This window comes from Ciceribacter sp. L1K23, from assembly GCF_018122705.1.
Classification (GTDB): domain Bacteria; phylum Pseudomonadota; class Alphaproteobacteria; order Rhizobiales; family Rhizobiaceae; genus Allorhizobium.
Genome location: NZ_JAGRRC010000006.1, coordinates 1 through 18,662, shown reverse-complemented (window position 1 = coordinate 18,662; position 18,662 = coordinate 1). Strand labels below are relative to the sequence as shown.

Below are 18,662 nucleotides of genomic sequence, written 5' to 3'. Positions count from 1 at the left end.
CCGCCCGAAACATCGATCGCGCCGCCGAGCAGCGCGCCGTCGGCCAGCATCAGCCCGCCGCCGGTCACCGCCGTTGTGCCGGAAAAGGCGGAGCTGTCGCCCAAAAGCGTCGTCGTGCCGGCCAGATGGCGGATCGTGCCATTGCCCGAGATCGCCGCCTGAAAATCGTAGTCGTCATCGGTATGGTTGAAGACGAGCGTGCCGTTGCCGGCCCCGAACACCAGCCGCGCCGCATCGAGCCTCCCCGCCGCCACCGCCGCATCCCCCTCCGCCGCGCCGATCGACACGGTGCCGTTGGAACCGCCATACGCCGCAACCGTCGCCGTGCCGCCATGGCTGCCGTCACCGAGTTGTGCTCCGACGGTGACCGCGCCTCCGTCCGCGATCGTCAGCGATCCGCGACCGGAGCGCCCGATGGTGAGCCCGGCGCTGTTGTTCCAGCTCGAACCGTCGCCGGTGACGTGTGCCGCACCGGTCACGCCCGACATGTAGGCGATGTTGCCTTCACCATTGTCCACCCTGCCGCCATCCGCGACCGTGAAACTCCCGTAGCCGCCATTGCCGACAGTGAACGTCCCGAAGTTTGTCCAGGACGAGCCATCGCCTGTGACGGTCATCGCGCCGGAACTGCCGCCATAAAGACCGATGGTGCCGCCGTTGCTGCGCGCGAAGCCGCCGTCTTCGATGGTGACGATGCCGTGGCCGTACCAGCCCGCGGTGATAGCCTGGAGGTTGTGCCATCGCGATCCCGCACCGGTGATCGTGACCTCGCCGCGGCCGCCGCTTTCGGCTGCCAGAATGCCACCCGTGTTGGCAACCAGTCCGCCATCGGCGATCGTCAGCGTTCCGCTCCCTTGCGCGCCGATATAAATCTGCCCGCTGCTCCTCAATTCCGATCCCGGCCCCGTGACCGTGACCGCACCTTCGCCGTTGGTGACTGTGCCGACAATGGTCTCGGTGCTGGTGACGAAACCGCCGTCCTTGATTGTCAGCGTCCCATTGCTATTGCTGCCGACGGTCAGGTACGTCGTATTCTCCCAGGCCGAGCCGTCGCCTGTCACGGTCACGGTGCTTTCGCCGTTGCCTCCCGTTCCGATGACGCCGCTGCTGCTGGTCACGACGCCCCCGTCGGCGATCAGGAGCGTTCCCGTGCCCTCGCCGCCCACGAACATGTTCGACCTGGCGTCCCAGCGCGATCCGTCACCCGTGACCGTCACGCTGCCCGTGCCGCCGTGTTCCCAGCCGATGGACGCCGACGTGCCGGACACATGACCGCCATCCGATATCGTCAGGCTGCCATTGCCATACTCGCCCACCATGATGCTGCCGGTCATCTCCCAGGCCGACCCCGGTCCCGTGACGGTGACAGTGCCCTCGCCCCCGCTGCCGAGGATGCCGACGAAACTCTCGACGAGGCCGCCGTTCTCGATCGTCAGCGTACCCTCTCCGGACTGGCCGACGAAGAAACCGTTGCTGCTCGTCCAGCGGGAGCCGGGGCCTGTCACGAGGATGTCGCCGGTTGCCGACGAGGTTACCGCCACATCGACATCGCTGCTGGAAACGACGCCGCCATCCGCCACGGTGACGGTGCCGTAGCCGACCTGGCCGATGTTCAAGTCGCCGCTATTCGTCCAGGTCGATCCCGGCCCGGTGATCGTTACATCGCCGGTCTGGAACAGATACATGCCGAGATAGGCGCTGCCGGTGGTCAGATCCGCGCCGTCTCTCACCGTCAGCGCGGCGTCGCCGGTCGTGCCCAGTCGGATCTGGCCTGTCGTCCAGGAGGTGGCGCCCGCCGGCGGCGAGGGCGTGACGCTGCCTGTCGCCTCGATCGATTGCGCCGCCGCCATGACGGGAAGAAGCGAAAGGCTGGTGGTGACGAGGAGACGGGAACGGATACGGATCATGGATGCAACACGGTATGTCAGGGGACGATGGGCCGGCCGGATGCCTGCAGGCAGGCTCCGGGCCTTCGTCGCTACCACTACCGGATTTGCGAATGGTCGGGTTATGCACAGCGTTCCGCCGACCCCCGCCTTCCTTGCGTTTGCGTCCCAATGAAAGGAAATCTTTACACTTTTGCCGGGGAGCGCCTCAGGGCAGCGTCACCACCTCGGTCGTCTCGTCGATCAGCATCCGCGCGGCGGAGGGATCGACGGGCTCGGCCGGCGAAACCGTCGGATTGCCGGGATAGGCCGTGCCGTCGAACCGCATGGCGACCGTCCCCGACGCCGCCCCGCCGCCGCCGACAGAAACGGCCAGATCCGCCCAGCCATGGCTTGTCGTGGGCAGCACGCCAACAGGCATCTGCGCCACCGAGGCGTCCATAACCACCGAAAAGCTCTCTCGCTCGGGCGTCAGCACCTTGAGATCACACCCGCCCGACCCACACCACATCGGCCCCATCACATACGCCAGAACCTCGTCGGCCCCGTCGGCATTGAGATCGGCAAACGCGAGCGCCACGCGGGTGGGGCCCATGTCGCCGGACATTTCGGCGGTGAGGCGGGTGGTGAGGAAGGCCGAGACGGCCGCGGTGTCGGCAGCTGCTGCGGGGGTGGCGAGGAGGAGGAGGGGGAGGAGAGCGAGGCGCATGTGGGGGCTCCGGGTGGTGGTGGAGCGGGAGGATAGCATGGGTGAGGAGAGGTTGTGATGGGGTAACCCCACAGAAAGCGTGTCCCACCTAGATGTACCTGCTCACCATACGAAAGGCTGTTGTGTGTAAGAGGATGGCGCAAGACGAACCGCTTTAAACTCGGTTTCCATATAAGCCGAAGACACCGCTGACTAAGTCGCAGCTATGTATGCTGTCTAACCTGTGCCAAGAGTTCAACAGCGCCTGCCGGTCATTATGTGGGTGGAGCCGTGCAGAGGCGAGTGACAGGCCGTTGGATCATCGGACGTGTGTTCGCTAGGTTGTGGGCGCTGCTACGGCTGCGGCCGTTGGCACTGAGAGCGCGGGTGCGGGGGAGGATGCTGCGGCTTTTGTCGCGCGAATTGCCGCATAGTGGGCTATGCAGGCTATGATGCGGGTCAGAAGGTCTTCGAAGTCATTGAAGATCGAGGTGCCGGTTTTTGGGCGCACTACCTTCTCAGCAAATATTACCTTACCGTAAGCCGTCCCGTCGCCGTGCTCCTTTTTCTTATTGAAGGGCTTGTTTTCCAATAGCTCGTCGAGTACTGATGCAGGAAACATATCCTCCATATCTCTACTTTGTGTTCCGTTCTCAGGTACTTTAACGAGGTACAGATTATCACCAAGATAGTAAAAAGGGTCCGTTGTTGACTTGGATATGGTCTTTCCTGTCTTCCCAGAGGCATTTTTAAAAACCTCTTTCGGGCCGTCATCGTTGTCGCACAGAATGATTACTGGCATCGCCAACGGGCGGTTTTTGTAGTTCTTTAGGCGATTGCTGTATTGCTGGATCAAGCTGGCCTGGCCAGATGCCCCATGGCCTAAATTTAACACGGACCGAGAAGTGCCAGTTGGATTTAGAAACTGCAGGTCCACTTTGAGTTTCCCACGACTCATGCCGATGAGACTTGGAAACTTCGCCGACAACGACCGAATAGCACATTTAAGATATGTAATGTCTGACACGCCCTCAGTAACAACAGTGGGTAAGTCATTGGCTACAAAGTGTTTGTAAAACAAGAACTTCCTGTAAAGCTCAACAGGCGCTGTAGGCGGAACGTATTCTGCGTGTTTGTTCTGCTTCTGGGAGCGGTCGTGTCGAGCCTTCACATAATAGATATGCGCAAGCCTACCTTCCAATGGCCTGAGGTTCGACGTTTGCTGCTCGTCCACACCTGTTCCGTGGTGCCATTTTCCGCTTGAGAAAAGGGAACTGCACATCGAGCGGGTATCGCGGTAGTATTTTTGCTTGATGTTTGGCTTCTCGTTCACCACGAGGCCGGTGACCGTTTGGCGGGAGCGTCTAAGCGACATGCGAGTTTTGCCAGGATTTAACTGAAAGCCTGATGCTTCTACTACTTCAGAAAGCCTGGGGCCCACGCACCAGTCTGGGCCTGCCAATTCTCTTGCTATCTCTGTGGGAAAGAGGCGTTCGTTTGTGGAAAACGTCAAGTCGTCGGCATATCTGGTGTAAGTGCATCTTGCATGCTTTGCTAGACGAAGAAGACGAGCATCTAGAATACCAGCCACGAAATTTGAGATTATCGGTGAGCAGGGGCTCCCCTGAGGTAGTGCGTTCTCAAAGCATGCGATCTGCGCAATGATCGTAGCAACAGTTGGTTCGAGATTGAACGCCCGATCTTTTATGAAGACGCCCCGCACCCGCCCAAAGTTAATGCTGTCAAAGAAATTCGCTATATCGACGTTGAACACATAGCGGCGGCTCCTGTGAGCATTGGCATTGGTTACAATAGTCCGGCCTTTTCGAAAGCCGTGGGCAGCCGCCCAGAACCGAGGATTGTCTCTTGCAAGCTCTTCAGCGCACTGTCCAAGAAACGTATTCAAGCGGCTCTGAAGCAGAGCAAGCTCCCTCATTGGAGCTTTGATCGTCCTTGTGCCGCCGCTTCGCTTGGGTATCTCAAACGCTCGGTACTTTGCGCTTTCGGGCATTCTATACAAAATGTACGACAAGCCGGCGGGTGTAAAACCAACTAGCTTCGCGATATCAGTTAAAGACTTAGCCTGTTTTAGAAGGTCTATTCCTGTCATGGAAGTAATAGCTTGCGGACACTCTTATGCGATGTGGTAAGCAAATACGAAAATTCGAAAACTCGAAAATCCGCAAAAGAAATCTGATGGAAAGCAGAGTGCCAACCATTCGGATCATATGTCGCGATGCGCGACATTAAATCTGTCCGCAAGCTCTAGTGGTTTTATGCATCTTTCCACGGTGGTTTGCAAGCGCACTTGATGCGTAGGTCTCATTTTCACGTGTGCTGCATTCCCATCATGAAAAGCGAAATTCTATGCGAGGGAGCATTAAACTTCTTCAGTGTAGCTGTTTCCCTGATGCGGATGGTCGTGCTTGGGAGCGGACAGACTCTCAGCCTATTAGGTGTACGATTTTTTACCAAACATCCGCTTTTGCGTAATGTACCGTCCATTAAGGCTCCCTCGCCACCTTCGGACCTGCCCCCCCCTTGACCTTCCCATCATGGTAACCCCTACATCTCTCTCCGAAAGGGGAAAGACCCATGACTGTGAACACGAAAATCACGCCCGCCCTGCAGCCGATCACGCTTGCCGTCGAGGGCATGACGTGCGCGTCTTGCGTGCGGCGGGTGGAGCTGGCGGCCGGCAGGGTGGAGGGCGTCGGGACGGGCGTCGTCAACCTGGCGGCGGAGACGCTGACGGTGACGCCGACGGCCGGCTTTTCCGGGCCGGCGCTGGCCGAGGCGATCCGCAAGGCCGGCTATGAGGTGAAGCCTGACATCGTCGAGCTCGAGATCGAGGAGATGACCTGCGCCTCCTGCATCGCCCGCGTCGAGAAGGCGTTGATGGCCGTTCCCTCGGTGGAGCGCGCCTCCGTCAATCTCGCCACCGGCAAGGCGCTGGTGAGCGTGCTCGGCGGCCGCTCGCAGCTGCCGGCGCTCATCGCTGCGGTGAAGACCGCCGGCTATGGCGCGAAGGCGGCGGCGAGTGCCGAGGAAACCGGCGGGCGCGACGCGGCGCGCGAGAAGGAGATCGGCCGCCTGACGCGCGATTTCCTGTTAGCACTGGTGCTGACGCTGCCGGTCTTCGTGGTCGAGATGGGCGCCCATCTCTATCCGCCGCTGCACCACACGCTGATGGATCTCTTTCCCGGCAACACGCTGAACCTGATGCAGTTTGCGCTGGCAAGCCTGGTGCTGGCCGGTCCCGGCCGGCGCTTCTTCGTCAAGGGCGTTCCGGCCCTTGTGCGGCTTTCGCCCGACATGAATTCGCTGGTCGCGGTCGGCACATCCGCCGCCTACCTCTATTCGCTGGTGACGACCTTCGCGCCCGGCCTGCTGCCGGTGGACGCGCGCCATGTCTATTATGAGGCGGCGGTGGTCATCGTCACGCTGATCCTGCTCGGCCGTCTGCTCGAAGCCCGCGCCAAGGGCCGCACCGGCGAGGCGATCCGCAAGCTTTCGGGTCTCAAGGCGAAGACCGCGCGGGTGGAGCGCGACGGCGTGACGGCCGATATTCCGGCCGGCGATGTGGCTCTCGGCGACGTGGTGGTGATCCGCCCCGGCGAGCGGCTGCCGGTCGACGGCACGGTGCTGGACGGGTCCTCCTTCGTCGATGAATCGATGATTTCAGGGGAACCGGTGCCGGTGGAAAAGGGGCCGGGCGCTGCCGTCATCGGCGGCACGATCAACGGCAATGGCGCGCTGCGGTTCCGGGCCGAGAAGGTCGGCGCCGACATGATGCTGTCGCAGATCATCCGCCTGGTGGGCGAGGCGCAAGGCGCCAAGCTGCCGATCCAGTTGATGGTCGACCGCGTGACCGGCTGGTTCGTGCCGGCGGTGATGGGCGTTGCGGCGCTCACCTTCCTGGTCTGGCTGATCCTGGGGCCGGAGCCCGCCTATACCCATGCGCTCATCGCCGCCGTCGCGGTGCTGATCATCGCCTGCCCCTGCGCCATGGGGCTTGCGACGCCGACCTCGATCATGGTCGGCACCGGCCGCGCGGCCGAGGTCGGCGTGCTCTTCCGCAAGGGCGAGGCGCTGCAGACGCTGGCCGAGGCCGATACGGTGATGCTCGACAAGACGGGCACGATCACCAGAGGCCGCCCGGAGGTGACCGACGTGGTGACGGCGGACGGCTTCGACGAACCGGAGGTGCTGGCGCTGGCGGCAGCGGTCGAGGCCCGCTCGGAACATCCGCTGGCGCTCGCCATCGTCAAGGCGGCGGAGGCGCGGGGGCTTCCGGTTGCCGAGGCCGAGGGGCTGGAGGCGGTGACGGGCTACGGCATTTCGGCGCGCGTGTCTGGCCGGAAGGTGGAGGTTGGCGCGGACAGGTATATGCGCAAGCTGGGCTATGGGTTCGGGGAGGGGGCGGATACATCGGCACCGGTGCCTGCCCCTCACCCCGCCTCCGCTGCGCTCGGCGACCCTCTCCCCGCCAGCGGGGCGAGGGGAACCGGCACCGCTGCGGCCGCCATGACCGGCGAACGTCTTCAGGAGGAGCCCGCTCACGCCTCTCGGGACACGGCTCTCGGTGTAGATGGTGATGAGGCCGCCGACGGCGCGGCAACTCCCTTCTCCCCGCAGGCGGGGAGAAGGTCCCGGCAGGGGGATGAGGGGCAGGGCGGGGCCGAAAACGACCCCATCGCCGCCGCGTCGCGCCTTGCCGGCGAAGGCAAGACGCCCGTCTATGTCGCGGTCGATGGCAGGGTCGCAGCGGCAATCGCCATTGCCGATCCGTTGAAGGAAAGCTCGGTGGCGGCGGTGAAGGCGCTGAAATCGCTGGGGCTTTCCGTCGTGATGGTGACCGGCGACAATAAGGAGACGGCGGAGGCCGTGGCGCGGGCGGCGGGCATTGACGACGTCATCGCCGAGGTGCTGCCGGAGGGCAAGGTGGAGGCCGTGCGGGCGCTGAAGGAGAGGGGCAAAAAGGTCGCTTTCGTCGGCGACGGCATCAACGACGCGCCGGCCCTTGCCGCCGCCGATACCGGGGTTGCGATCGGCACCGGCACGGATGTGGCGATCGAAAGCGCCGACGTGGTGCTGGTCGGCGGCGATCTCTCCTCCGCCGTCGCGGCGATTGAGATCGGCCGGGCGGTGATCCGCAATATCGGCCAGAACCTGTTCTGGGCCTTCGGCTACAATGTGGCGCTGATCCCGGTGGCCGCCGGGGCGCTCTATCCGGGCTTCGGCATTCTCTTGTCGCCGATGATCGGCGCGGCGGCCATGGGGCTCTCCAGCGTCTTCGTGCTGACCAACGCCTTGAGACTGAAGCGGTTTCGGCCGCAAGCCATGGGCGTGACAACCAAGGGAGACGCATGATGCTGAACATCGGCGAAGCGGCGGCCGCCTCGGGCGTGAGTGCCAAGATGATCCGCTACTACGAGACGCTGGGGCTCGTCAGCCCCGGCCGCACCGGGGCGAACTACCGGGTCTATGGCGAAGACGACGTGCACCGCCTGCGCTTCATCCGCCGCGCCCGGTCGCTGGGTTTCTCCATGGAGGAGACCGAGCGGCTGCTGGCGCTCTGGGACGACAAGACGCGCGCTTCCGCCGAGGTGAAGCGGCTGGCGAGCGCCCATATCGCCGACCTGAACCGCAAGATCGCCGAGATGCGCGGCATGGTCGACACCCTCTCCGACCTCGTCTCCTGCTGCCACGGCGACGCCCGCCCCAACTGCCCGATCCTCGCCGATCTCGCCGGCGACGAGGGGGCGGCTAAGCGCAAGGCGAAGGGCAGGGCGGCGAAGGGCTGAGAGGCCGCCCGCCTGCGGCAATCCGGCGCTTGACCTTGCCATGGGGTCAAGGTGCAGAAAGACAGGACAAAATGCTTGCAAGGAGGAACACCATGATCGAATTCCGCGTCGAAGACATGACCTGCGGCCATTGCGAAAAGACCGTGAAGGCAGCGCTGGCCGACGCCCTCCCGGGCGCCCCCGTGACGGTCGATCTCGCCCGCCACCGCATCACCGTGGACGGCGACGCCGAAAAGGCGGCCGTGGCGATTGCCGAGGCCGGGTATACGGCTGTCAGGGTGGGGTGAGGCGGCGCGACGGCCCCTCATCCGCCTGCCGGCACCTTCTCCCCGTTCTGACGGGGAGAAGGAGGATGGAGCGTCGGCGGTGCCACTTGTCCCTTCTCCCCGCGCGCGGGGGTGAGGCGCGGTCCGCGCAGCGGAGCAATCGATCCAGTGAATCGATTGCAGCAACGAACGCCCTGAGCCCCGGCGAAAGGCCGGCCAGGTGGCGGCAGCCGGATGAGGGGCCTTCGCCGACCGCATCCCCGCGACAAGCGTCACTCTTGCAATGCCTCGCCAAATACATATATAAAAAATCATATGTATAACCCTGCGAGGACCCGATCATGGACACGCCCGTCAAGTTCTATCCCGATATCACCAAGGACATTTCCGCCCACACGCGCACGCTGAGGAAGGAGATCCCCGACGTCATGGCCGGCTTTTCCGCCATGGCGGGGGCGGCGACGAGGGACGGGGCGCTGGACAAGAAGGCGAAGGAGTTCGTGGCGCTGGGCATCGGCATTTCCACCCGCTGCGACGGCTGCATCGGCTTCCACACCGAGGCGCTGATCAAGCTCGGCGCGACGCGGGCGGAATTCCAGGAAGTGCTGGGCATGGCGATCTACATGGGCGGCGGCCCGAGCCTGATGTATGCGGCCCATGCCATGGCCGCCTGGGAGCAATATGGCGGGGCGGCGGAATAGGTAAAAGGCTTACTAATTCAGGGAAGAAATGGTTTACCATTGAGCGCTAGGGTTGTGTCTCCACAAGAACCGGAGGGTGATTCGATGCGCTTTTCTCTTGCCCTGGTTGCTCTTTCGACCCTTGCTGTTCCGGCCTTCGCGGGCTGGAACAATCTCGCCATCTACAACAAGAAGATCGCGACGCTGCAAGAATGCCACGACGTCTTCAACGCCCAGACGCCCGACTGGCGCAAGCGCCCGAACTTCGTGATCCGCAGCCTGCCCGGCGGCCGCGAGGTGATCGCCCAGTGCCTGCCGGATGGCGTTTCCGAACTCTACTGCGACCCCGCCACCAACCGCTCCGCCGTCGCGGTGCTGGTGGACGAGACGGTGCCCGCGTGCAGCGGGATCACGCCGAAGCTGAGGGTGCGGAACGTGGATGTGTTGGCGTTGGAGTGAATAGACCTTATCTGGCACGTTAAGGTTTAGGCTTGTTCCTCATCGGATTCCGCGATTAAATCCCTTCTAGGCTGAAAGAGGGGCAGCGGTGTTTGGAAGGGCAGCACATGTAGTCGCGTTGTGCCTGATGGCCTTTTTAAGTGAGGGCTTGATAAGCGCCGCCCGCGCTCAGAGCGCCGTTGATTACTCGCCTTTCTTCATTCTGCCTGACCTGCCGGATGTCGTGGTTCTTGACGGAGCTATCGGCATTAGTGCCCCGCTGGCGTTGAGGAGGGTGCTGAACGGCCATCCGGGCGTAAACACTGTGATCCTCAACAGCGATGGCGGAAATGTCCAGGCGGGTCTGCTGATCGCCGAAGAAGTCTTCGACCGCCGGATGAGCACGGTCATTCTGCCGGAATCCCGCTGTATGTCCGCCTGTGCTTACATCTTCTTCGCCGGATCGCGCCGTCTCGCCAAGGGTGAGCTTGGCGTCCATCAGATATCGGGAATCGAGAGTGTGGAGGCCGCCCAATACGGCCTTTCGGATGTTCTGGAAATACTTGCGAAATACGGAGTATCTCAGAAAGTAATCACGCAGATGCTGCGCACCCCGCCCAGCGAAATGTACGTCTTCTCGGAACAAGAAGTGCAGTCTTGGGGAATCAACAGCGCTGATTTTGCGTCTCCCCCAGTTGCCCGCGAGCAGGTTCCTTCACCGGCAGCACCGGGGCAGGGCTCCGGGGATTTCGCCAAGGCATTTGTGCTCGGTTTGATCGTCTCTGGCTCGTTGCCTCCGGATCAACTCGCGGGCGTCACACGGCAGGCCTATTCCGACGTTGTGATGTTCTACGGCAAGTCGATGAGCAAAGCCGAAGTGATCGAGGAAAAGCGAAAATATTCAACGCGATGGCCATCGCGGATTGCTGTCGTGAGGCCGGCAACGACGGACGTGTCATGCGAGCGCGACCTCTGTCGCGTATCGGGTATCTACGACTGGGCTGTATCCGATCCCAAGCGGAAGAAATCGCTGAAAGGCAGCGCGTCCTTCGAATATCTCGTGCGGATGATGGCCGGTGGCTCATATTTCATTGTGGGCGAGGACGGGAAGGTCCTGGAGAGGAGTGCGGGGCGGTAGTAATCAAATAGGAAAAAATTCCCAATATTATACTTTGCGTACCCAATGAAAGGGTGATACCATCATGACCAATGCCGCGACCCCCATACTTAGCCATGATTGGGGTGCGTCTAATGCAGCGGATAGAGTCTGGTCATTGGTGAGCGGCATCGCTCCGAATCGGTCAGGGGGACGCCTATTCTTGGTTTTGCAGGCCTACATAGATGATAGCGGAGATGATGATGTGTTCGCATTAGCGGGCTTTATATCTTCTGCGAAATCGTGGGCAACCTTCTCAAAAGAGTGGGAGAATGCATTAGGCTGGGGTGTGATTGGAAACAGTGGAGCCAAACGGTTCAAGATGTCCGAGATGGCGTACTTGAATGAACGAATGGAGCGAGTTCCGGCCTTCTTCGACATAATTTCCAGTCATGTCTTGTGCGCCTTATCCTTCGTCTACAAGAAGGAAGACCTATCCCGTGCAAAACAACGAATTAGACGTTCAGACGGACGCCCGATAAATTGGGGCTTCATGGATAACTACTACATGATAGCCTTCAAGCACCTAATGGATTTGTTTCACAACGGTCGCGAAGATGACCTGAAGGGAATTATTCCGTCTGGCGAAAAGATTGACTTCATCTTCGATGAGCAAAGCGAAAAGAGGCAGGTTCTCGCCGGGTGGGACGAATACATGAATACCAGGCCAGCCGAGATAAGAGGGCTATATGGCTCATATCCAAAATTCGAAAACGATGAAGAATTTTTGCCTCTTCAGGCGGCGGATTTATGGGCTTGGTGGATACGAAAGTGGTATTCCGAAAGCGCTGACCCAGATGATTCTGTCTTAGATTTTGGGCGGATTAAGATTCGCGGCGCAAAATTCCCGAGATTGCGATTGTCGGCAGACGAAGATCATTTGGCCAATAATCTCGTGGGTATTCTTCGCGAGGCTCACCGAGATTGCGCGGTTATTGATATCAAGAATTTTTCGCCTTCAGGATCGTTTTAGTAGCCGCTTCGAAGTCTTTGCCGTTAACGTCAGCCTCAAGCTTCCGAGCGGCTTCGATAAACCGCTCCGATTGCTCTTTCTGACTAAGTTTCTTTGCCTTTTCGCCGCTTGGCTTTTGGCTTGTATCTGCTTGGTTTTTCGATGCCATAGGGCTTCTCACCTCGCACGAGCTGTTTCGTAGGTCAGGCGCTTGCCAACGATGCCGTCAAGGATGCAGCCAGCGCGGGCAACGTCGTTCACGCCGTGGGCAACACGGCGGTTATAGCGGAAATCGAACTCTGCAAGATAGCGGTGCAGATGCTTTTCAGCGCAATGCTGGTAGGTGCCGCGCATGCCGCGCTTGAAGACCGAGAAGTAGTTTTCGACGGTATTGCTGTGGATCGCCAGATCGCCCTCGTAGCGGACGTATTCCTTGCGGGAATGCTTGGTTGAAAGGTGCTGCGCAAAGCGGTCCTTCATATCGGCATAAAGGCGGCTCTCGTCGGTCATCAGGATGCTTTCGCGAGCGACGTTCTGGTTTACCAGATCGGTCACGTTTTCCTTGTTCGCCTGAGCGACATGGAAGGTGCGAACGGAGCCGCCGCGCTCAACAAGGCTCAGGATGGCACGCTTGTGGGACGGGCCGCCCTTGCCCTTTTTGGTGAAGGAGTGGCCGCTGGTGGTGGTGGTCGGCGCGGGGCCTTCCTTCTTGCCGTAGTAGGTTTCGTCAACCTCAACAATCTTGCCTTCGCCGCCGATCGGACCAAGACCGCCTTCGCGCATGGCCTCACGAATGCGGTGAGCCATGAACCAAGCGGTTTTGAGGGTAACGCCAAGGACGCGGTGAAGCTGGTTAGCGCTGATTCCCTTCTTGGACGAAGCAATAAGGAAGATGGCTTGCAGCCACAGGTGCATCTTGACGTGGCTGCTTTCGAAGATGGTCCCGACCTTAACAGTAAAGGGCTTGCGGCACTGGTAGCACTTGTAGGTGCCGATGCGGGTGCTTTCGCCCTTCATGGCGCTGATACGTTCGACGCCACCGCAATGGGGGCAAACCGGGCCGTTCGGCCAAACGCGCTTTTCTACAAAGCGATAGGCGGCTGCTTCTTCGTGAAAGTGGCGATCTGAAAGAATGGACATGGATGATACCTTGAGCGGCTTTATCTTAAGAGCGATGGCGGACAACCGCCTCTCTCATTTTGTCGATTATCTCAAGAGCTCCGGCCGCCTTGGCGCGCAGGGCCTTGTTTTGGCTGAGACCAGCGCTGACGAATGCATTCCCGGCGCGGTCAAAGGCTTCGCTGACGACTTCGGTCTGTCCCATGTCTTCCAAGGTCATGAGAAGGCTGACTAGAACCGCATGAATGCCGAGGACTAATGGTGTTTCGTCGTCGTTCATTGCCGTAACTCCTTATGCCAATTGTATAACACGGCAAATTGGGTACGGCAAGTATAATATTAGGAAAAAATTCCTTGACGGCGTGACGGTGGTTTGCTAGGGTTTGGATATGGTCGGGAAGTTGCGTCTCAGGGCGGGCTTTTCGAGGTTTGTGAGGCTCGGGGGACCGGGCCTTTTTTCGTTGGGTGTCGGAGCGAGCCGAACTGCCCCTCAACCGGCTGCCGCCACCTTCTCCCCGTTCTGACGGGGAGAAGGGGCAAGTGGCACCGCCGGCGCTCCACCTCCCTTCTCCCCGCATGCGGGGAGAAGGTGCCGGCAGGCAGATGAGGGGCATCCTCCAATCCAACCAATCCTTTTCCCATGGAGGTTTCCATGCGCATCTCTTCACTGGACGAGGCGGGCGAGGTCCTGCTGTCGGGATTGTTGCCCGGCGAGCGGGCGGGGCCGGATTGGGCGGTGGAGGACATCGGGCCGCCCGTCGACCGGCGATGTCTGAGGCTCGCGGGGCGGGTGGTGCTGGAGCTGAAGTCGATGGAGGCGGGGTCGCCCGTCGATGCGCTGTCCGGCCTACTGGACGAGTTGACGGTGGAGATGGGCGCGCAGTTTCGCGTCTTCCGCAAACTGCGCGCCGATGCCGAGGCCGGGCTTGGGCCGGAGGATGACGATGGTGGCGCGGGTGGCAACAAGGCTGGCAGGAGCGGCGGGCCCGGGTCGGCCGGCGGCGGGTTGGCGGAGGGGTCCGGCGGCGGGTCGAGGCCCGACGGCAAAACGGCGCGGGCCGACATCAAGGGCGCGACCGACGCCATGTCGCTGATCGTCCGCACGCTGGAAAAGATCGACAGCCTGAAACGAGACATCGCCCGCGACCGGGCGGCGGCGGACCTTCAGAGGGCGGAGGAGGAAGACGATGCCGTTGTTGTCGACCGGCTGGCGAAACTCATCGATGCCAGGGCCAACGAGCGGGCCGAGGAACGGGCCCGCGACCTGGTCCAGCGCTGGCGGAGCGGCGACGGCGATGCCGGTGGTGTTGGTGGCAGGGCAGGGGCCGGGGGCGGTGACGGTGGCGGCACCGGCGCTTTCGGAACCGGCCCGCCGGGAAAACCGGGAGATGCGCCGGCGCCGGGAGGCGGTGGAGCAGGCGATTGCGGAACTGGTGCTTCGGCAGGTTGAGACCATGTCGGATGATTTCGGGCGGCGGTTCAAGGCTATCGCCGACAGGTCGCGGCAGACGGTCAGGAATGCCGGCATGGAGGCGCAGGCGGCGATGGGGGGTCGCGACAGCTTCCCCTCATCCGGCTGCCGTCACCTGCCTTTCGCTTGTGCTCCAGGCGTTCGTTGCTGCAATCGATTCACTGGATCGATTGCTCCGCTTTGCGGATCGCGCCTCACCCCCGTGAACGGGGAGAAGGGGCAGGAGGCGACGGTTTCCCGCGACAGCGAGGCAGACTCGGCTTCCCCCTCTCCCCGCTTGCGGGGAGAGGGCAGGGTGAGGGGCCGAAACGAGCCGGAGCGGCCGGTGGAGACGGAGCCAACGCCCGCAGACGGTGCGGCGAGCATGACGGCGACGCGTGACGAGGAACCCGCGTCCACCACGGAAGAACCCCACCCCGACTCCTCCCCACAAGGGGGAGGGGCTAGGGCTGCGGCGTGCCTTGAAGGCCCCCCTCTGCCCTGCCGGGCATCTCCCCCACATGGGGGGAGATCGGCTGGGGCGACGGGAGGCGGGCAGTCCGACCCTTCCTCTCGTGGGGAAGGTGGTACGGAAAGCCTCGCGAGTTCTCCGGCAATGATCGCGCTCCCGGCACTCGGCCTCTCCCTGCCGAAGGCGCAGGTGGTTCGCGCCTTGCGGGACTGGCGGGTGCTGGCGCGGGACAGCCAGAGGCCGCCTGATGGTGACTGGCGGCACTGGCTTTTGATGGGCGGGCGCGGCTCGGGCAAGACGCGGGCCGGCGCCGAATGGGTGCAGGCGATGGCGAGCGCCGGGCGGCGCTCGGACTTGAGGATCGCGCTGGTGGCGGAAACGCTGGGCGATGCCCGCGAGGTGATGATCGACGGTCTCTCCGGCATCTGCAAGGTGGCGGGGACGGCCGCGCCCGAGGTGGAGATCACCCGGCGACGGCTGGTCTGGCCGAACGGCGCGGTGGCGCAGATCTTCTCCTCCGAGGACCCCGAAAGCCTGCGCGGGCCGCAGTTTCACCTCGCCTGGTGCGACGAGATCGGCAAGTGGAAATATGCCGAGGACACCTTTGACATGCTGCAGTTCGGCCTGAGGCTCGGCGATGCGCCAAGGCTGGTGGCGACGACGACGCCGAGGCCGGTTCCGCTGATACGGCGGCTGGTGAAGGACGCCGGCACGGTTACGACGCGGATCTCGACGCTCTCCAATGCGCCGCATCTGGCGCCGGGCTTCATCGCGGCCATGCAGGCCCGCTACGGCGGCTCGCGGCTGGGGCGGCAGGAGCTCATGGGCGAGCTGATCGAGGACCGCGAGGACGCGCTCTGGCGGCGCGACCGGCTGGAGGCCATCCGGGTCAGGCAGCATGGGGCGCTGAGGCGCATCGTCGTCGCGGTCGATCCGCCGGCGGGCGCGGGCGCGGCGTCGTGCTGCGGCATCGTCGTGGCCGGCATCGAGGAAACCGGCCGCGCCGTGGTGCTGGCCGACTGTTCGGTCGAGGGCAAAAGCCCGGCCGGCTGGGCGGGTGCTGTCGTGCGCGCCTTCAGGCGGTTCGAGGCCGACCGGGTGGTGGCGGAAGTCAACCAGGGCGGCGACATGGTGGCGGCGACGCTCGCAAGCGTCGAGGCCGCGCTGCCGGTGACCATGGTGCGGGCGACGCGGGGCAAATATCTGCGCGCCGAGCCGGTGGCGGCGCTCTACGAGCAGGGCCGCGTGGTGCATGCGGGCGCCTTTGCCGAGCTTGAGGACCAGATGTGCGATTTCGGCCCGGACGGGCTCTCCTCCGGCCGCTCCCCGGACCGGCTGGATGCTCTGGTCTGGGCGCTGACGGCGCTGATGCTGACGGGAAGAGGCGAGCCGAGGGTAAGGGGGCTTTGAGGGGCGCGACAGCGCGGCATGTCCCTTCTCCCCGCCTGCGGGGAGAAGGTGGCGGCAGCCGGATGAGGGGCGGTGAGAGGAGTTTTCGAGGGGGAGGCTTCGGTGCGTTTCTGAGGGGCGCGCCCCCTCACCCCGCCTCCGCTTCGCTCGGCGACCCTCTCCCCGCACGCGGGGCGAGGGGGGACGGCGAGGGTGCGGCATGATCCTTGCTGCGGTCGCAGGGAGACGGCGACGGCGGTGCCACGGGTCCCTTCTCCCCGCCTGTGGGGAGAAGGTGGCGGCAGCCGGATGAGGGGGCTTTGAGAGGAATTTTCGAAGGGGAGGTTTCCGGCGCGTTTCTGCCGGGGCGCCCCCTCACCCCGCCTCCGCTCCGCTCGGCGACCCTCTCCCCGCAGGCGGGGCGAGGGGGACGGCGAGGGTGCGGCATGATCCTTGCTGCGGTCGCAGGGAGACGGCGACGGCGGTGCAACGAGTCCCTTCTCCCCGCCTGCGGGGAGAAGGTGGCGGCAGCCGGATGAGGGGGCGGTGAGGTGCGTTTTCGGCGGCAGCGGGATGAGCATCTGTGTTTGTTGTCAAGGCGGGATTTGTGTCCAGAGGCGATCATGAGCGAGCAGGCAGTTTGCGAGGACGACGAGTTTTCGCATGACGGCGACCAGGATGACCTTGGGCGGCTTTCCGGCGGCTCGCAGGGTTTGGGCAAAGCGTGCGAGGGCAGGATTGTATCGGCATGCCGACAGTGCGGCCATGTAGAGGGCGCGACGGGGTGCGGCCCGGCCCGCCCTTATGGAGCGGCGGCCCAGCCTTGCTCCACTGTCGTTGGCGAGCGGGGCGACGCCCGCCAGCATGGCGGCCTGCTTGCCCGTGCACGAACCCAGTTCGTTAAGGCCCGCGATCAGCGCCAGGGCGGTGATGCGACCAATGCCGGGAATGGACATGAGAATCTCGGCCTTGCGGCAAAGCCCCGGATCCTCGTCGACGCGCCGGCCGATCTCTTGCTCAAGGCGCTCGACATGCAGTTCCATCCGCTTGATGAGACGCGCCAGTTCAGTCCGCAAAAAGGCGGTATCGGCCGCATGCATACGGTTCTTGAGCGCGGTGATCTCTCCGCATGCTGCCGATCGGGCCTGGACCAGCTCCTGCAGGGCCTCCAGGTGTGGACTGGGAGACACGTCCGGCCCCGGCCGCAGGCTTGTCGCCAGAAGTGCAAGGAGACGGGCATCGAGCCGGTCGGTCTTGGCGAGCAACCCACAGGAGCGGGCAAACAGGCGCGCCCGCAACGGATCGATAATCGAAACGCAAAAGCCGTCCGCCGACAGCGAGCGATGGGCGGGGCGATGGAACTTGCCGGTCGCCTCCATCACGATGCCGGCCGGCCGATGGCGGCAAAGCAGCCGCTTCAACTGGCGAATACCGATCGTGTCATTGGCGAACCGACAGCTCTCGCCAAGGGGATGAAGATGAATGTCGAGCCACTCTTTACACACGTCCACACCGACATAAACTGCCGGCATCGCGTCTTCTTTGAACGATACCTTGCCTTGCATCCGGGACTTGCTCCCCATCATCTGTTCAGGACAAACGCGAGGACGGCCGGACCAATCTCATCCTCGGTTCAAGCCAAGGGGCATCCGGTCCCGACCGTCCGCTCTCCGGCGGATGGCCATCCGCCGGAGAGCGCAACGATCATCAAGCAATCGATGCAGATTGAACATGCAAGGGGGCTTTGAGAGGAATTTTCGAGGGGGAGGCTTCCGGCGCGTTTCTGCCGAGGCGCCCCCTCACCCCGCCTCCGCTTCGCTCGGCGACCCTCTCCCCGCACGCGGGAGAGGGGGAGCGGCGAGGGCGCGGCATGATCCTTGCCGCGGTGGCGGTTGGGGGGCGCGACGGCGGTGCCACGAGTCCCTTCTCCCCGCGTGCGGGGAGAAGGTGGCGGCAGACGGATGAGGGGGCTTTGAGAGGAATTTTCGAGGGCGAGGCACCGGCGCGTTGTAGCCGGGGCGCCCCCTCACCCAGCCTCCGCTTTGCTCGGCGACCCTCTCCCCGCACGCGGGGCGAGGGGGGACGGCGAGGGCGCGGCATGATCCTTACTGCGGTGGCGGTTGGCGGGCGTGACCGTGCCACGGGTCCCTTCTCCCCGCGTGCGGGGAGAAGGTGGCGGCAGCCGGATGAGGGGGCTTTGCGGAAAAGCGCAGGGCTCTCAGAACCCGCGCATGAAAAAAGGCGCGCCGGGTGGCGCGCCTCAGACTGCTGACAAACCCCTGGCTACATCCGGGGGTTTATGATTCACTGGGACATGTTGAAGAAACCTGCTCCCGAACAGACGGCTCTCGAGATGGTG

General features: G+C 63.0%; 15 protein-coding genes and 1 pseudogene. 9 read left to right on the top strand and 7 right to left on the bottom strand.

What is annotated here, in order from left to right:
* From J5J10_RS22300 to J5J10_RS22290, 3 genes and pseudogenes are all read right to left on the bottom strand, one after another.
* Positions 1–1,907: pseudogene (locus J5J10_RS22300) on the bottom strand (transporter); the annotation flags it as partial.
* A gap of 187 nt (positions 1,908–2,094) precedes the next feature.
* On the bottom strand, positions 2,095–2,667 hold the full coding sequence (locus tag J5J10_RS22295; RefSeq protein ID WP_211931842.1) for a hypothetical protein: 573 nt from the start codon (positions 2,665–2,667) through the stop codon (positions 2,095–2,097).
* 244 nt (positions 2,668–2,911) lie between these two features.
* Positions 2,912–4,684, bottom strand: coding sequence for a retron Ec67 family RNA-directed DNA polymerase/endonuclease (locus tag J5J10_RS22290; RefSeq protein WP_211931841.1), 1,773 nt, complete (start codon positions 4,682–4,684; stop codon positions 2,912–2,914).
* A gap of 485 nt (positions 4,685–5,169) precedes the next feature.
* Between J5J10_RS22290 and J5J10_RS22285 the strand changes: the two genes are divergently transcribed.
* From J5J10_RS22285 to J5J10_RS22255, 7 genes are all read left to right on the top strand, one after another.
* Positions 5,170–7,947: a heavy metal translocating P-type ATPase gene (locus J5J10_RS22285; RefSeq protein ID WP_211931840.1), complete on the top strand. Its 2,778-nt coding sequence runs from the start codon at positions 5,170–5,172 to the stop codon at positions 7,945–7,947.
* 2 nt (positions 7,948–7,949) lie between these two features.
* Entirely contained in the window at positions 7,950–8,381 is a 432-nt protein-coding gene (cueR, locus tag J5J10_RS22280; protein WP_208553216.1) for a Cu(I)-responsive transcriptional regulator, read from the top strand.
* 92 nt (positions 8,382–8,473) lie between these two features.
* Complete coding sequence (locus J5J10_RS22275; RefSeq protein ID WP_249117015.1) at positions 8,474–8,668, top strand: heavy-metal-associated domain-containing protein; 195 nt, start codon at positions 8,474–8,476, stop codon at positions 8,666–8,668.
* Positions 8,669–8,988: 320 nt separating this feature from the next.
* Positions 8,989–9,348 (top strand): carboxymuconolactone decarboxylase family protein, encoded by a 360-nt coding sequence (locus J5J10_RS22270; RefSeq protein ID WP_211931838.1) that lies wholly within the window; start codon positions 8,989–8,991, stop codon positions 9,346–9,348.
* An 84-nt stretch (positions 9,349–9,432) separates the two neighbouring features.
* Positions 9,433–9,786, top strand: a complete 354-nt coding sequence (locus tag J5J10_RS22265) for a hypothetical protein (protein WP_211931837.1) — start codon at positions 9,433–9,435, stop codon at positions 9,784–9,786.
* An 88-nt stretch (positions 9,787–9,874) separates the two neighbouring features.
* A complete protein-coding gene (locus J5J10_RS22260; protein ID WP_211931836.1) occupies positions 9,875–10,903 on the top strand; it encodes a hypothetical protein in 1,029 nt (342 codons plus the stop codon).
* Between the two features lie 64 nt (positions 10,904–10,967).
* On the top strand, positions 10,968–11,894 hold the full coding sequence (locus J5J10_RS22255) for a DUF3800 domain-containing protein (RefSeq protein ID WP_211931835.1): 927 nt from the start codon (positions 10,968–10,970) through the stop codon (positions 11,892–11,894).
* On the opposite strand, the gene J5J10_RS22250 is transcribed toward J5J10_RS22255, so the two are convergent.
* The 3 genes from J5J10_RS22250 to J5J10_RS22240 are packed head-to-tail and all read right to left on the bottom strand — an operon-like array spanning position 11,863 to position 13,272.
* On the bottom strand, positions 11,863–12,042 hold the full coding sequence (locus tag J5J10_RS22250) for a hypothetical protein (protein ID WP_211931834.1): 180 nt from the start codon (positions 12,040–12,042) through the stop codon (positions 11,863–11,865). The genes J5J10_RS22255 and J5J10_RS22250 overlap by 32 nt on opposite strands.
* An 8-nt stretch (positions 12,043–12,050) precedes the next feature.
* Positions 12,051–13,013: an IS1595 family transposase gene (locus tag J5J10_RS22245; protein WP_211931833.1), complete on the bottom strand. Its 963-nt coding sequence runs from the start codon at positions 13,011–13,013 to the stop codon at positions 12,051–12,053.
* Positions 13,014–13,038: 25 nt separating this feature from the next.
* Entirely contained in the window at positions 13,039–13,272 is a 234-nt protein-coding gene (locus J5J10_RS22240; protein WP_211931832.1) for a hypothetical protein, read from the bottom strand.
* Positions 13,273–13,644: 372 nt separating this feature from the next.
* Between J5J10_RS22240 and J5J10_RS22235 the strand changes: the two genes are divergently transcribed.
* A complete protein-coding gene (locus J5J10_RS22235; protein ID WP_211931831.1) occupies positions 13,645–14,442 on the top strand; it encodes a hypothetical protein in 798 nt (265 codons plus the stop codon).
* Between the two features lie 616 nt (positions 14,443–15,058).
* Positions 15,059–16,324 (top strand): terminase family protein, encoded by a 1,266-nt coding sequence (locus J5J10_RS22230; protein WP_249117016.1) that lies wholly within the window; start codon positions 15,059–15,061, stop codon positions 16,322–16,324.
* A 572-nt stretch (positions 16,325–16,896) separates the two neighbouring features.
* Here J5J10_RS22230 and J5J10_RS22225 read toward each other — a convergent pair.
* The gene (locus tag J5J10_RS22225) at positions 16,897–17,868 is read right to left on the bottom strand and encodes an IS110 family transposase (RefSeq protein ID WP_211931830.1); all 972 of its coding nucleotides are present in this window, start codon (positions 17,866–17,868) and stop codon (positions 16,897–16,899) included.
* Positions 17,869–18,662 lie beyond the last annotated feature (794 nt).

Bases quoted from the DNA above. Each gene is read 5' to 3' on its own strand.
- J5J10_RS22275 (WP_249117015.1), top strand. From the start codon at position 8,474: ATGATCGAATTCCGCGTCGAAGACATGACCTGCGGCCATTGCGAAAAG.
- J5J10_RS22225 (WP_211931830.1), bottom strand. From the start codon at position 17,868: ATGCAAGGCAAGGTATCGTTCAAAGAAGACGCGATGCCGGCAGTTTAT.
- J5J10_RS22240 (WP_211931832.1), bottom strand. From the start codon at position 13,272: ATGAACGACGACGAAACACCATTAGTCCTCGGCATTCATGCGGTTCTA.
- J5J10_RS22290 (WP_211931841.1), bottom strand. From the start codon at position 4,684: ATGACAGGAATAGACCTTCTAAAACAGGCTAAGTCTTTAACTGATATC.
- J5J10_RS22265 (WP_211931837.1), top strand. From the start codon at position 9,433: ATGCGCTTTTCTCTTGCCCTGGTTGCTCTTTCGACCCTTGCTGTTCCG.
- J5J10_RS22285 (WP_211931840.1), top strand. From the start codon at position 5,170: ATGACTGTGAACACGAAAATCACGCCCGCCCTGCAGCCGATCACGCTT.
- J5J10_RS22230 (WP_249117016.1), top strand. From the start codon at position 15,059: ATGATCGCGCTCCCGGCACTCGGCCTCTCCCTGCCGAAGGCGCAGGTG.
- J5J10_RS22250 (WP_211931834.1), bottom strand. From the start codon at position 12,042: ATGGCATCGAAAAACCAAGCAGATACAAGCCAAAAGCCAAGCGGCGAA.
- J5J10_RS22270 (WP_211931838.1), top strand. From the start codon at position 8,989: ATGGACACGCCCGTCAAGTTCTATCCCGATATCACCAAGGACATTTCC.
- J5J10_RS22255 (WP_211931835.1), top strand. From the start codon at position 10,968: ATGACCAATGCCGCGACCCCCATACTTAGCCATGATTGGGGTGCGTCT.
- J5J10_RS22245 (WP_211931833.1), bottom strand. From the start codon at position 13,013: ATGTCCATTCTTTCAGATCGCCACTTTCACGAAGAAGCAGCCGCCTAT.
- J5J10_RS22235 (WP_211931831.1), top strand. From the start codon at position 13,645: ATGCGCATCTCTTCACTGGACGAGGCGGGCGAGGTCCTGCTGTCGGGA.